The 14560-nt window shown below is 66.5% G+C and carries 14 protein-coding genes; 10 read left to right on the top strand and 4 right to left on the bottom strand.

Translation table 11 applies throughout. The features are described from left to right. Positions 1-136: 136 nt before the first annotated feature. Complete coding sequence (locus LH128_RS16935; protein ID WP_008830887.1) at positions 137-340, bottom strand: DUF2093 domain-containing protein; 204 nt, start codon at positions 338-340, stop codon at positions 137-139. Between the two features lie 27 nt (positions 341-367). After that, entirely contained in the window at positions 368-1858 is a 1491-nt protein-coding gene (xseA, locus tag LH128_RS16930) for an exodeoxyribonuclease VII large subunit (protein ID WP_008830886.1), read from the bottom strand. A gap of 5 nt (positions 1859-1863) precedes the next feature. Here xseA and purD point away from each other — a divergent pair, with 5 nt between their 5' ends. Next, positions 1864-3147, top strand: a complete 1284-nt coding sequence (gene purD / locus LH128_RS16925) for a phosphoribosylamine--glycine ligase (RefSeq protein ID WP_008830885.1) — start codon at positions 1864-1866, stop codon at positions 3145-3147. Next, the gene (locus tag LH128_RS16920) at positions 3140-3625 is read left to right on the top strand and encodes a hypothetical protein (RefSeq protein ID WP_008830884.1); all 486 of its coding nucleotides are present in this window, start codon (positions 3140-3142) and stop codon (positions 3623-3625) included. The genes purD and LH128_RS16920 overlap by 8 nt, the downstream gene beginning before the upstream one ends. A 104-nt stretch (positions 3626-3729) precedes the next feature. Here the strand turns inward: LH128_RS16920 and LH128_RS16915 are convergent, their stop codons facing one another. Beyond that, positions 3730-4251 (bottom strand): 3'-5' exonuclease, encoded by a 522-nt coding sequence (locus LH128_RS16915; protein WP_008830883.1) that lies wholly within the window; start codon positions 4249-4251, stop codon positions 3730-3732. A 13-nt stretch (positions 4252-4264) separates the two neighbouring features. Then, positions 4265-5257 (bottom strand): adenosine kinase, encoded by a 993-nt coding sequence (locus tag LH128_RS16910; RefSeq protein ID WP_008830882.1) that lies wholly within the window; start codon positions 5255-5257, stop codon positions 4265-4267. Between the two features lie 534 nt (positions 5258-5791). Here LH128_RS16910 and LH128_RS16905 point away from each other — a divergent pair. The 8 genes from LH128_RS16905 to LH128_RS16870 all read left to right on the top strand — a co-directional run. Then, a complete protein-coding gene (locus tag LH128_RS16905) occupies positions 5792-5998 on the top strand; it encodes a cold-shock protein (protein WP_008830881.1) in 207 nt (68 codons plus the stop codon). A gap of 83 nt (positions 5999-6081) precedes the next feature. Then, positions 6082-6396, top strand: coding sequence for a DUF6481 family protein (locus LH128_RS16900; RefSeq protein WP_008830880.1), 315 nt, complete (start codon positions 6082-6084; stop codon positions 6394-6396). Next, entirely contained in the window at positions 6393-7154 is a 762-nt protein-coding gene (locus LH128_RS16895; protein ID WP_008830879.1) for a spermidine synthase, read from the top strand. Before LH128_RS16900 ends, LH128_RS16895 begins: the two co-directional genes overlap by 4 nt. 98 nt (positions 7155-7252) lie before the next feature. After that, entirely contained in the window at positions 7253-7528 is a 276-nt protein-coding gene (locus LH128_RS16890; RefSeq protein WP_008830878.1) for a hypothetical protein, read from the top strand. Between the two features lie 129 nt (positions 7529-7657). Next, positions 7658-10408 carry a preprotein translocase subunit SecA gene (gene secA, locus LH128_RS16885; RefSeq protein ID WP_008830877.1) on the top strand — a complete coding sequence of 917 codons (2751 nt, stop codon included), beginning with the start codon at positions 7658-7660 and terminating at the stop codon, positions 10406-10408. A gap of 233 nt (positions 10409-10641) precedes the next feature. Continuing rightward, positions 10642-13401, top strand: coding sequence for an autotransporter family protein (locus LH128_RS16880; protein WP_008830876.1), 2760 nt, complete (start codon positions 10642-10644; stop codon positions 13399-13401). 404 nt (positions 13402-13805) lie between these two features. After that, positions 13806-14372, top strand: coding sequence for a hypothetical protein (locus tag LH128_RS16875; RefSeq protein WP_008830875.1), 567 nt, complete (start codon positions 13806-13808; stop codon positions 14370-14372). Next, positions 14369-14560 (top strand): PepSY domain-containing protein (locus LH128_RS16870; protein WP_008830874.1); only part of this gene is annotated, 192 nt, incomplete at its 3' end. The genes LH128_RS16875 and LH128_RS16870, both read left to right, overlap by 4 nt.

Genomic DNA, 14560 nt, shown 5'->3' with positions numbered 1-14560 from the left:
CGGCGGTGCGGCCGGGGCCACCGGGGCGACGGGTTGCGCGGCGCGCAGGGCCACAAGCGGCAGCGACACGGCCGCAGCGGCCGCGATCACCGCCAGCGATACGAGCCCCTTCACGCGGCGCGTCATGGTGGCGGGCTCAGACCTGTCCGAGGAGACGTTTCGTCGCGATCTCGGCGGTCGCGTAGGCTTCCTGGCGCTCGACGCTCCAGTAACGGAGGGTTTCGAGCGAAATCTGCTCGCCGGTTACGGCGCACGTGACGTAGTGGCCCGGGCTGAGCACGCGAAAGCCGTTCGGGCCGTAAGCGAGCTTGGCGGGGCGGTCTGCGGAGGACATCAACATGGCCGTGATCCTAGCAGAGCCGCCGCCTCAGAACAAATCGCCCTGTCGTGGCGGGCTTGAAGACTGTCGCGCGGGCTTGGCCGGTGCTGGCCGCGGCGTGACGGCCTCGGTGCCCTCTCGCGTGGTGACCGGCAGTTCGCCGTCGCGGAACTCTATCACCAGACTGCCCTCGCGCAGCGCCGCTTCGCGTGTGGTCAGCGCGGCGCCCGAAGAGGACTTCACCAGCGCGTAACCGCGCTGCAGCGGCAGGCGTGGGTCGAGTTGCGGCAACACGCGATTCACCGGCGCCAGCGCATCGCGCGCCAGCATCCAGCGCCGTTCGAGCAGGCGCGGGGTCAGGCCGATGCGCGTCAGCCGCTCGTCACAGACCTGCACGCGGTGGCGCAGCAGCGGCAGCGACAGACGGCCCGCGACCTGTTGCAAGGCGCGGCCCTTGGCGGCGGCGCGGTCCTGCAGGCCCCGGCGCAGACGCTCGGAGAGTTCGTCCAGTTTTTGCGCCTTGGCGGCGAGGATCGCCTCGGGCTTGGGCAGGCGCTGGACGCGCGCGTCCAACCGTTCGCGCCCCAGCGTAACCGGACGCAGCGCGCAGCGGCGCATCCGCAAGCCCATCTCGTCGATCTGGTTCACCAGTTCGGCACGCACCGGCACCGCCATTTCCGCTGCAGCGGTGGGCGTCGGTGCGCGGCGGTCGGCAGCATGGTCGCACAAGGTGGTGTCGGTCTCGTGCCCGACCGCCGAGATCACGGGGATCGTCGAATCGGCGACGGCGCGCACGACGATCTCCTCGTTGAAGCTCCACAAGTCCTCGATCGAACCACCGCCGCGCGCGACGATCACGAGGTCGGGGCGGGGAACCGGACCGCCGGGCTGGATGGCCGAGAAGCCGCGCACGGCGTTCGCCACTTGCGCCGCCGCGCCCTCGCCCTGCACCAGCACCGGCCAGACCAGCACCCGGCTGGGGAAGCGATCGGCGAGGCGGTGGAGGATGTCGCGGATCACCGCGCCGGTGGGCGAGGTGACGACGCCGATCACTTGCGGCAGATAGGGCAGCGGCCGCTTGCGCTCGGGCGCGAACAGGCCCTCGGCGGCGAGGCGGGCGCGCAGCTTTTCGAGCAGCGCCAGCAGCGCGCCTTCGCCTGCGATCTCCATCGTCTCTATGACGATCTGGTACTTCGAGCGGCCGGGATAGGTCGTCAGCTTGCCGGTGGCGATGACCTCGACGCCGTCCTCGGGGCGGAAGGCGAGGCGCTGGGCGCCGCCTTTCCACATCACCCCGTCGATCACCGCCTTGTCGTCCTTGAGCGCGCAGTAGAGGTGGCCTGAGGCCGCGCGTTTCACGCCCGACAGTTCGCCGCGCAGGCGCACGAAGCCGAAGCGGTCCTCCACCGTGCGCTTGAGGAGATTCGAAATCTCGCTGATCGAGAGCGGCGCGGCGTTGTCCCCGGCCGACTCCTTCGCTACCAGCCCCCCCGAACGACCGTCATTGTAATCATCGTCGTAGAATTGATCGGAAGGCACGGGAAATGAACATCCTGCTACTGGGCTCGGGCGGCCGCGAACATGCGCTGGCCTGGAAGCTGGCGCAATCCCCGCGCTGCGATACCCTGTGGGCCGCCCCCGGCAACCCCGGCATTTCGAGCCTCGCGACGTGCATCGACCTCGACGCGACCGACCACGCCGCCGTGCTGGCCTTCTGCGAGGCGAACGTGATCGGCCTCGTCGTCATCGGCCCCGAGGCGCCGCTGGTGGACGGCCTTGCCGACTCGCTGCGGGGTGAGGGCTTCGCGGTGTTCGGCCCCAGCAAGGCAGCGGCGCAGCTCGAAGGCTCCAAGGGGTTCACCAAGGACCTGTGCGCCCGCGCGAACATCCCGACCGGCGGCTACGAGCGCGTCTCCAGCGAGGCGACGGCGATGGCCGCGCTGGCGAAGTTCGGCGCCCCCGTCGTCATCAAGGCCGATGGCCTTGCAGCGGGCAAGGGCGTCACCGTGGCGATGACCATGGACGAGGCAGAAGCGGCCGTGCGCGACATCTTCGCCGGGCGCTTCGGTGAAGCAGGCGCGGAAGCGGTGATCGAGGAATTCCTCGAAGGCGAGGAAGCCAGCTTCTTCGCGCTGACCGACGGCTCCACCATCGTCCCCTTCGCCTCGGCGCAGGACCACAAGCGCGTCGGCGACGGCGATACCGGCCCCAACACCGGCGGCATGGGCGCCTACAGCCCGGCCAAGGTGCTCACTCCGGAACTGCAGGCCGAGGCGATGACGAAGATCATCGCGCCGACCGTGCGCACCCTCGCCAACGAGGGCATGCCCTATTCCGGCGTGCTGTTCCTCGGCCTGATGCTGACCGCCAAGGGCCCGCAGCTGATCGAGTACAACTGCCGCTTCGGCGACCCGGAATGCCAGGTCATCATGATGCGGCTCGAATCGGACCTCGTCGAACTGCTGCACGCCTGCGCCGAGAACCGCCTTGCCGCGATCGAGCCGCCGCGCTTCTCGGACGACGTCGCGCTGACGGTGGTGATGGCCGCCGACGGCTACCCCGGCACCCCGGCCAAGGGCGGCGCGATCCGCAACGTGGCCGAGGCCGAGGCGGAGGGCGCCAAAGTCTTCCACGCGGGCACCGCGCTGAAGGACGGCGAACTGGTCGCCAGCGGCGGGCGCGTGCTGGCCGTCACCGCCCGCGCGGGCAGCGTGACCGAGGCGCAGGCCAAGGCCTATGCCGCCGTCGACGCGATCGATTTCCCCACCGGCTTCACCCGCCGCGACATCGGCTGGCGCGAAGTGGCGCGCGAAAAGAGCCATGCTTAAGCACGCCGACCCGATCCTGAAGCTGTGCCTCGCACTCGGCGCCCTGATGGGCGGGGCGGGCGTGGGGTATTACTATGGCATCTACCTGCCCGCGCAGGACATCCACCAGCAGACGCTCGCGATGGCGGAGAAGCAGTCCAGGGCCGCCGAGCAATCGCGCGCGCTGGCCGAACGCGCCCGGCGTGAACAGGAGGCGCAGGCAGCCTACGGACAGTGCACCGATTCCTCCGAAAGTGCCTATCGTCAGCGCTGGACGCAGGCGTGCCAGGCGATGCACGACGCCGACCAGGCCGCCTTCGACGACTGCGCCGACGACCTGTTCAGCACCCGCAGCGGCTGCCTCGCCAAGCACCCGATCCGCCCGGCGCAGGACTGCGCGCTGCCTTCGCAGGCGGCGCAGTCGCTGTCAGCGGCGCGGGATCAGAGGAAGGCGCAGTGCGCAGCGCAATTGCAGAGCGCGCAGCGGGGCGGGCAATAAAACGTCGTCCCAGCGAATGCTGGGTCCGCTGGTCGTGAACAGCCTTGCCATCGTCAAGGCGCCTCGGCGATGGCGCTAGCCTAAAGACAGCCACCGGTCCCGGATCAAGTCCGGGACGACGGTTCCACCTCGCCGTCCACCAGCAGCTTGACCACCATCGCCAGCCGCTTGGCATCCTCGCGCGCCAGATGTTCCTTGGGCAGCAGGCGCTTCGCCTCTTCCAGCGCGGCGACCACCTGCGGGCGCGAATAGCCGCCGTCCTTGAGGAACTCGCCGAGGTAGTGCACCGGAAACGGCAGCTTCGCCCCCACCGCCTGACACAGCACTTCGAGCCAGAATTCGTCGAGATCGGCGTCCGCATAGACCGGGCACCCGGCCACGAACTCGGTCATTTCCGCCAGAACCTGCGCGGGTGGCAGGCCCTCGTCGTCGAGCATCTGCCGGGTGATGCCGTGAAGCTGTTCCGCCTCGTCCGACCAGTCCCAGTAGCGCCAGACCTCGGCAGGTTTGATGAGCCAGGCCCGGTTCGAGCCGTCGATCCGCGCCACCGCGACTTCGATGGGATAGGACTGCCCATATTCGGGCAGGCAGCTCGCTTCGAAGTCGATCAGCGCGGGACAGCTCAAACCGGGTCTCTCCTTACATACGTGCAGCGACGAAGTCCGCGAGGTCACACTCAGGACGCGCGCCGTAGTGCGAGATGATCTCGCTCGCGCAGATTGCGCCCATCTTGAGGCTTTCCTCAAGCCCCTTGCCGCGCACGTGGCCGTAGAGGAAGCCCGCCGCGAACAGATCGCCGGCGCCGGTGGTGTCGACCACGCGCTCGATCGGCTGCGCGGCAACTTCGGCACGCTCGCCGCCCGAGAGCGCCACGGCGCCCTCGGCGCCCTTGGTGACGACCAGCACCGCAACCTTGGCCGCCAGCATCGCGATGCCGTCCTCGAACGAAGACAGGCCGGTCAGCGTCGCCAGCTCGGTCTCGTTGCAGAAGAGGAGGTCGATCAGGCCATCGTCGATCAGCGACAGGAAATCGCCGCGGTGCATATCGATGATGAACGATTCCGACGGCGTGAAGGCGATCTTGCGGCCGGCGGCGCGCGCCGCCGCGATCGCCTTGCGCATCGCCGCGCGCGGCTCGACCGGGTCCCACAGGTAGCCTTCGAGGTAGAGCACGGCCGCCTCGGCGATCGTCGCGTCGGCCACCATGTCGGCGGACAGCAGGTGCGAGGCGCCGAGGAAGGTGTTCATCGTGCGCTGGCCATCGGCGGTGACGAAGATCAGGCAACGCGCGGTCGGCGTCTCGCCGGCGCGGGCGGGAACGTCGAACTCGATGCCGCCGGCGCGGATGTCATGGGTGAAGACCTCGCCCAGCTGATCGTCCGCGACCTGGCCGATGAAGCCGCACTTGGCGCCCAGCGCGGCGAGGCCCGCCAGCGTGTTGGCGGCCGACCCGCCCGAGACTTCGCGGGCCGGGCCCATCGCGTCATAGAGGGTGCGGGCCTGATCGCCGTCGATCAGCTGCATGCCGCCGCGCACCAGGCCGAGTTCCTCGATCTGCGCGTCCGAGCAGTTGCCGATGACGTCGATGATGGCGTTGCCGATGGCGATGACGTCCAGACGGGGTTGCGTCATGGGGTGGGTAAGTCCTTCAGTGGAGGCCGGAAACAGGTCCGGGAATTTCGATTGCCCGAGCGACTAGCGCGCGGCCGGATGCGCTGCAAGGTGACGCAGGTTTACACGGTTGACACGGTCCAGAGGGAAAAGGTGTCACCTTGGCCCTGCAAGGTGACACATCCGGCCCTGAAAGTGTCACCTTGCGAGGTAAACCTGTCACCTTGCGCGGCGAACCTGTCACCTTGTACGCGCAATGTGTCACCTTGCGACGCCACGGCGCGGGAGGAGCAGGGGGGCGGGCGGGGAGGATCATCGCCCGCAAGTTACCGTCGCCATATGCCTGTAGGAAACCGCGCTTTTCAGGGTATCAAGCAGTGCCCGCCGCGTGAACAGTGACAGGGCTCGCGAACGCTGCTATAGCGCCGCCGCTGATGTCGCCCTGGTCGAATGTTGGGCGTCTCAATCGCACTCCTTATTCTCAGTGGCCCCAGAGGCGCGGTTCGTGCCAAGCGGGTTCGAGGCCGTAGACGATACGGATAAGGGAATAAGTTCATGATCACCGGAACTGTGAAGTTCTTCAATGCCGACAAGGGCTATGGCTTCATCGCGCCCGAGGACGGCAGCGGCGATGCCTTCGTGCACATTTCGGCTGTGGAGCGCGCCGGTCTGCGTACGCTCGACCGCGACCAGCGCGTGTCGTACGAGTTGGAAACCGATCGCCGTGGCAAGACTTCCGCGGTGAACCTCCAGGTCGCCTGAACCTTGCGGCAGGCGGGTTCCGGCATCGTCGGCCCGCTTGCCTGCAGCACGGTACGCATGAAAAAGAGATCAAGTAGCAGGTAATGGCAGCATACAAGGAACCGGGCTTCGACGCCCGCCGTAACGCCGCAGCCGAAGCGCGTGCAAAGGCGCTCGCAAAGCTCAAGGCGAAGACCCCCATCGATCCCGCCGTTCAGGCCGAGCGTATCGCCAAGGCGCAGGCGCGCGAGCAGGCCCAGGCCGAAAAGCGCCAAGCCGCCAAGGAACGCCGCGAGCGCGAAGCCGAGGAAAAGGCCGCAGCTGCCGCTGCGAACGCGCCCAAGCCCGAACTGACCGAGGAAGAGCGCAAGGCCGCGCGAGATGCCCGCTACGCCGCGCGCAAAGCCCGCCGTAAGTGATCCCGGCCGAGGCCGCCGCGCCTGCGGACGACCATCCGGTCCTCGAATCCGCTCCAGGCCCCGGCCTCCAGCTTGAAGAGGGCGACGAACTGATCGACGTCGCCTATGTGCCGAACGGCGATCGCCTGCGCCTGGTGCGCAGCGAAGGCGAGTTCGTCATTCTCCTCGATCGCCATGAACTCATGAGCACCGACCTCTACGCGTCGGAAGAAGCGCTTGCCACGATGACGTGCGATCGGCTTGGCCTGCGTCCCGATCCGCAGTGGCTGATCGGCGGCTATGGCATGGGCTTCACCTTGCGTGCGGCGTTGGCCGTTCTGGACGACGCCGCCGAAGTGACCGTGGCAGAGATCGTCCCGCAGATCATCGACTGGGCGCTCGGCCCGATGCGGGTCTACACCGGCGAATGCCTCGACGATCCGCGCGTCCAGCTGGTGCAGGACGATGTGGCGATCCTCATCGATTCGGCGCGCGGTGCCTACGATGCGGTGCTGCTCGACGTCGACAACGGCCCGGAAGGGCTGACCCGGCGCATCAACGACTGGCTCTATTCCCGCGAAGGACTGGACGCGGCGATGCGGGCACTGCGTCCCGGTGGCATGCTTGCAATCTGGTCTGCGACGCCCGATGCGGCGTTCGCCGCGTTGCTGGCGGAAGCGGGCTTCATGGTCGAGGTCGTGCCGGTCGAGGCGATGACCGGCGATACCGTCGGCGGCGATGATCTGGAGCACGTGATCCTGTTCGCCCGCAAGCCTTGAGCGCCTGCGTGTCGATAGTCGGGGCAAGCAGGCCCACGTGCGCTTTGCCGCAAACGCATGTGGACACATCCCGTCATCGACCCTATCTGACGTTCCCTATGGCCCATCGCCTGATCCTGACCCTGCTTGCCCTGCTTACCGGGCTCGCCGCACAAGTCGGCCCGGCCGAGGCCTGTGTGTCGCGGGTGTCGGCGGTGCAGGTCCTGGCCGCCCATGAAGTCGCCGCCAAGGCGCCGCGTGCGCCGGTCGCCCTTGCGCGGCTGCCCGAACCGGGACTGCGCAACACGCGGCTTCATGCGCCGCAGCAGCCGGTCGCCTTCGCGCCGGTCGCCGTGCCGGCGGTGTTCACCGGGATAGACCGCGCGCGCCAATAAGCGCGCCGCCCGGCAACTTTCGCATCCTCGCGAGCTTATTCACGCGCCCGGTCGTTCGGCCGCCTCCTTGTGAGCTTGGGCCGCGTACACCGACCATATGTAATTCACGAAAAACAGGGGTTCACCGCCATGCTCGGCGCACTCGTCAAGTCCATCTTCGGCTCGTCCAACGAGCGTTACGTCAAGTCGCTCGACAAGATCGTCGCCCAGATCAACGCCTTCGAGCCCGCCATGGAGGCCATGAGCGACGAGGAACTCGCCGCCCAGACCCCCAAGTTCCGCGAGATGCTGGCCAGCGGCTCCACGCTCGACGACATCCTGCCCGAAGCCTACGCCACGGTGCGCGAAGCCTCGAAGCGCGTGTACGGCATGCGCCACTTCGACGTGCAGATGATCGGCGGCATGGTGCTCCACCGCGGCGAGATCGCGGAAATGCGCACGGGTGAGGGCAAGACCCTCGTGGCGACCGCGCCGACCTACCTGAACGCGCTGGAAGGCAAGGGCGTCCACGTCGTCACCGTCAACGACTACCTTGCCCGCCGCGACGCCGAGCAGATGGAGAAGCTGCATGGCTTCCTCGGCCTGACCGTCGGCGTGATCGTGCCGAACCTCAACGAGTGGGAACGCCGTGATGCCTACGGCGCCGACATCACGTACGGCACCAACAACGAATTCGGCTTCGACTACCTGCGCGACAACATGAAGCACGAGCGCAGCCAGATGGTGCAGCGCCCCTTCAACTTTGCGATCGTCGACGAAGTCGACTCGATCCTGATCGACGAGGCGCGCACCCCGCTGATCATTTCCGGCCCGACTGACGACAAGAGCGAGCTTTACGTCCAGGTCGACGCGATCGTGAAGCAGCTGCTGCCCGAGGACTACGAGGCGGACGAGAAGACCAAGAACATCTCGCTGACCGAGGACGGCGTCGAGAAGGCCGAGCGCATGCTCGAGGCCGCCGGGCTGCTCGAAGGCTCGAACCTCTACGATGTCGAGAACACGCAGGTCGTCCACCATCTCGACCAGGCCCTCAAGGCCGTGATGATGTTCAAGCGCGACACCGACTACATCGTCAAGGACGAGAAGGTCGTCATCATCGACGAGTTCACCGGCCGCATGATGGACGGCCGCCGCTGGTCGAATGGCCTGCATCAGGCGGTCGAGGCCAAGGAAGGCGTCAAGATCGAGCCGGAGAACCAGACGCTCGCCTCGATCACCTTCCAGAACTACTTCCGCATGTATCCCAAGCTCTCGGGCATGACCGGCACCGCCGCGACCGAGGCGCCGGAATTCTACGACATCTACAAGATGAACGTCGTCACCATTCCGACCAACGTGCCGGTGCAGCGCGTGGACGAGGAGGACGAGTTCTACAAGAACACGCTCGACAAGTTCGCCGCCATCGCCAAGCTGATCCGCGAGAAGTACGAGACCGGCCAGCCGGTCCTCGTCGGCACCGTGTCGATCGAGAAGTCGGAACTGCTGTCGGACTTCCTCAACAAGGAAGGCGTGAAGCACTCGGTCCTGAACGCGCGTTTCCACGAGATGGAAGCGCATATCGTCGCGCAGGCAGGTTCGCTCGGTGCCGTGACGATCGCCACCAACATGGCGGGCCGCGGCACCGACATCCAGCTGGGCGGCAACGTGGAATTCCGCGTCGAGGACGAACTGCGCGACATGCCTGAGGGGCCTGAGCGCGACGCCGCGATCGCGAAGATCAAGGCCGAGGTAGGCGAGCAGAAGCGCCTCGTCCTCGAAGCTGGCGGCCTTTGCGTCATCGGCACCGAGCGCCATGAGAGCCGTCGCATCGACAACCAGCTGCGCGGCCGTTCGGGCCGTCAGGGCGACCCGGGCCTGTCGAAGTTCTACCTCTGCCTCGAAGACGACCTGCTGCGCATCTTCGGCCCCGACACGCTGTTCTCCAAGATGATGAACAGCAATCTGGCCGACGGCGAGGCGATCGGCTCGAAATGGCTGTCGAAGGCGATCGAGACGGCGCAGAAGAAGGTCGAGGCGCGCAACTACGAGGTCCGCAAGCAGGTCGTCGAATACGACGACGTGATGAACGACCAGCGCAAGGTGATCTACGAGCAGCGCTCCGACATCATGGACGCCGAGGCGGTGGACGATGTCGTGGTGGACATGCGCCATGACACCATCAACTCGCTCGTCGCCGATGCCTGCCCGGCCGGTTCCTACCCCGAGCACTGGAACATCGCGGTCCTCAAGGAGAAGGTGCAGGACATCCTCGCCATCGACGCCCCGATCGAGGCGTGGATCGAGGAGGACGGCCTCGAGCCCGAGGACATCGAACAGCGCATCACCGAGCTGGCCGATGCCCACATGGCCGCGAAGATGAGCCAGGACGACCCGGCGATCTGGCGCCAGGTCGAGAAGTCGATCCTGCTCGACCGGCTCGACCACTACTGGAAGGAACACCTCGCCACGCTCGACGCGCTGCGCCAGGTGGTGTTCCTGCGCGCCTATGCCCAGAAGCAGCCGATCAACGAGTACAAGCAGGAAGCCTTCGGCCTGTTCGAGCGCATGCTCGACGGTATCCGCGAAGACGTGACGCGCATCATCTCGGTCAGCGAACTGCGCATGCCCGAGCAGACGCAGCTGCCTGAACTGCCGGACTTCCTGACCGGCCACATCGATCCGTTCACCGGTCTCGACAATTCGGCGGACGGCGATGGTTCGGCGCAGATGGCGCAACTGTTCGGCAACCTCGCGGGCAGCCCCGAGGGTGTCGTGCAAGGTGCTCCGGCAGGTGCAAGCGGCGAGGGCAACCCCTGGGCCGATCTCCAGATTAGCCGCAATGCGCCGTGCCCTTGCGGTTCCGGCAACAAGTACAAGCACTGCCACGGCGTGCTGGCCTGATCGCACCGCATATGTTCGAAAAGGCGTCGCCGTACCCCGGCGACGCCTTTTTCGTATGTCTTCCAGAAACTTGGAATTTCTAGTGTATCTAAGTATACACTAGTAAAAGTCTCTCTGTTAACAAGATAACCGGCCTTGTAATTTTCCTGACAGGGTTGATTACTATTCGCCCGTCTTTGCGTGAGTTAGTCCCTGCGCTCGAGGCATCTTTGCTTCGTCATGAGGGGGACATCATGTTTGGTAGTGCGACACCCAACACGCTTGCCGTGAACGCGGCCCCGTGCCTGATCAACGCATGCCTGATCAACGCGCGGGGTGCGGTCAGCGCCATGGCGCTTGCGGCTTCTCTGGCTCTGGCGGCGCCGGCCCTGGGGCAAACCGTCGTCAATCCGGGTTTCGAAAGCGGCGACACCACCGGCTGGGTGCTCACCGGGGGCACCTGGACCAGCACGGCGCAATGGCCGCCTGCGGACTCGACCTGGGCAGGGGCGCCCAATTCCTACACCATCACCAATGCGGGCGACCTCGATCCGTTCACCGGCACGCCGACCGTGTTCGCGGGCAACCACGCGATCCGGCTCAACGACATGAGCCCCAACTATGGCGTCACCGCGCTCTCTCAGTCGGTCGCCAATTACACCGGCAACAAGCTCTACTACGCCTGGAATGCGATACTCGAGCCGTCGCACGGAGCGACCGACAGTCCCTCGTTCATCATCAAGGTGGTGGACAAGACGACCGGCAAGGTCATCAACAACATCGCCTACAGCGCCTATACCGCGCAGAACACGACGATCTTCCGCCAGGCCGGGCGTTACGTGACGAGCGACTGGAAGGTCGAGGACATCGACATGGTCGCGGGCCATGACTACGATCTGCTTTTCGTAGCGCTCGACTGCCCATACGGCGCGCACTCGGGCTATGTCTATGTCGACGGCTTCGGCAACGCCATTCCCAGCGCCAACGCGAACGTCGACTTCGACCCCGCGACCGACCTTACGCGCGGCTCCGACGTGCTGATCCCGATCGGCGGCGACATTCCAGACATCGATCTCGCCAAGGCGTTCTACACGACGCAGGAAGTAAACGATGGCGACGTCAATCCGAACTTCGTCGGCGGCACCCTGCAGTTCGCCTCGGGCGGTGACGTGGCCACCGCGTTCACGGTCCAGAGCCAGGGCGGCACGATCGACAGCAACGGCTTCGACGTCGGGCTGACCGGCGGCCTGACCGGCGTTGGCGGCATGACCAAGACCGGCGCGGGCGCCCTGACGTTGTCGAGCGCGATCAGCACGCTCAACGAAGGCTTCGTGGTCGATGGCGGTGCGCTGCTGGTCAATTCGGCGCTCTCGGCCGCGAGTGTCACCGTCAACGACGGCGCGCGGCTGGGCGGCAGCGGCACAATCGTGGCCGACGTCACGGTCAATTCCGGCGGCACGCTCGCCCCGGGCAACAGCCCCGGCACGCTGGTCGTCGCGGCGGGCGACGTGACCCTTGCCGACGACGCGACCTTCGAAGTCGAGATCGACGGCCGCACCTACAACGCGGCGGGCGGCGCGGGCACTTACGATCGCCTGGCCTTGACCACCGGCGCGACGTTCCAGCCCAACGGCATCCTTGCGCCGACCTTGCGCGGGATCACTGGCGGCAACAACACCTTCACTCCGGTGGTGGGCGATACTTTCGTGATCGTCGATGGCGGCGCGGTCGGCTCGGGGGCGTTCGATTCGGTGGTGCAGCCGAGTTCGGGACTTGCGGCCAACACGCGCTTCGACGTGATCTATCGCTCGACGCAGGTGCTCGCGGCGGTGACCCCGACCAGCTTCGCCACGTTCGGCGCGGGCGCGGGATGGAAGCGCAACGCGGTATGGGCAGCGGCCGGGCTCGACGGCGTCCGTCCGGCGGCCGGCGCGCGCAGCGGAACCTACTATCCGCTGTTCAGCGGCCTCTACGGCTACGACGCAGGGGAACTGGGCTATGCCTTCTCGCAGATCAGTGGCGAGATCCATGCCGACACGCTGCAGATGGCGCTGAGTTCTGCGCGCGACATCAGCCAGACCGCGCTGAGCGCCGCGCAGGAACCCTGGGGCTGCTCGCCTGCGGTGCAGACGCCCGGCCAGTTCACCGACCCGGCGCCGCAAGGCACCGACGATGGCTGCGGCGTGGAATCGACCCGCAAGGGTGCGACCGCATGGGGTCGCTACATCGGCCAGTCCACTGAAGTGGGCGAGGACGGCACCGCTTATGGCTACGACCGCAAGGCGCACGGCGTGATCGCAGGCATCAACGCGGTAAACATCGACGGCACCCGGATCGGTATCGGCGGCAGCTATACAGACGGCGACATGTACAGCGATGTCGGCAGCTCGGCGGCCATCAAGACCTGGTCCGCCTTCGGTTACGGCGCGCATCGTTTCGGTGCACTCTCGCTGGGCCTCGTGGTGGGCTACAACGAGGCGAGCCTCGATACGATCCGCAACGTCGGCCTGATGACCGGCAACCAGCGCGCCACCGACAGCTACAAGATCAAGACGCTGACGGCCGCACTGGAAGCCAAGGTAGACCTCAAGCTCGGCGATCGTTCGGTGATCCGGCCCGTCGCCGGGATCGAGATCGCGCGCAGCAAGGCGGGTTCGGTGGCCGAAACGGGTTCCACCGTCATCGGCCTGACCATGCCGAGCGAGAAGTGGACCAGCGCACAGACCAAGCTGGGCGCGGAACTGGCGATCGGCGTCGGCAATCCGGTCGAGGCCGGGCTGTTCGGCAACTGGCGCCACGAACTCAAGGACGCGACGGCCGTGCGCACCGCCGAACTGGGCGCGGCCGACTGGCTGGTGTCGAGCGTCGATGCCGACAAGGACTCGTTCGAGGCAGGTGGCCAACTGGGGCTCAAGCTGACCAACGGCATCAAGATGCGCGTCGAGTACGCGATCGTGCGGCAGGGTGATTACCACACCGACCGCGCGACAGCAGGCGTTTCGATCAAGTTCTGATTGGCGGAGGGGAGGGGCGCGGTGAAGGCCGCGTCCTTCTTCCTAGTTCTCGATTCTACAGCGTGATCGCCGTCACCTGTATCATTGTCATTCCCGCGAAGGCGGGAGCCCATCTCCTTCCTGACGGTGCCGGTTGCACCGGCGTCAGATGGATCCCCGCCTTCGCGGGGATGACGGATGATGTTTTCAGACAAACACCGTCACGCTCGGTCCACTCCAAGCCCATCGCAGCCCCATCTTTGTAAACGAAGCAATGGTGGTCTCCGGAGCGCGTCCAGAGCAAACCAGCCCTTACCTTGCTATTGAAAATTGATCGCATTAGTTGACCTTTGAGAGAGGCAAGGGAAACTGATGCGCGCATTTCGATTCTTCGGCCCGAGCAGCAAGCAGTGACGTCCGGAGACATGCTTCTGCTGCTCGCCTCCGCGGCGGGCATTGCCGGTGTCGCGGTCTTGCGCCTTGCGTGGCGGCAAGCCCGGCGCTCGATGCCTTTGAATGCCCTCGGCTGGGCGCTTCTGCTCGTTTCCTCCGTGGTCGGCTGGATGGGCGCCGGGGCGTGGGGCACCTCCATTGCTGCGCTCTGGTCGATGGGCGCGGCCTTCGTGCTGCTGGTCCATGCGGCGCTCGTCTCGGAGCCTGCGAAGGCAGCCGCTTCCAACCGCCGCGCCGGAATGCTGCCCGAGAGCAGTGAACCATTGCGCCTCGGCGGGCGCGTGCTGACGTTCGTGCTGGTCGGCATCGTCTCGGCATTGCCCTCGGTGGGCGCGGCGCTGGCGATTGCGGCGCTGGGGCGGATGCTGGGATGGAGCCTCGCCAATGCTCTGGCGCTGGCGTTCTTCGCCATGCCGGTGGCGTGGATGCTGATCGCCTATGCCGTGCTCATGCAGCCTGCGCGGCGCGGGCAGATCAAGGTGCTGGCCATTTCCTCTTTGCCGACATGGCCCGCGCTGGCCGCAGGACTGCTTTCATGACCACTGCTCCGGACCCTTCGACCGTCAAGCGCGCGCTGTCGGCCCACGCTGCGATCGGGCTGATCGCTGGCGCCTTGCTCTACATCGTCAGCCTGACGGGGACGATCGCGGTGTTCTACGCAGAACTCCAGCGCGCCGAGCAGGACAAGGCGCCCGAGATGGCCACCATCGCGCCCGTCACCGTCCAG

The organism is Sphingomonas sp. LH128 (assembly GCF_000293195.2).
Classification (GTDB): Bacteria; Pseudomonadota; Alphaproteobacteria; order Sphingomonadales; family Sphingomonadaceae; genus Novosphingobium; species Novosphingobium resinovorum_A.
The sequence above is the reverse complement of the archived record's forward strand: the minus strand, read 5'-3'. Positions and strand labels throughout refer to the sequence as shown.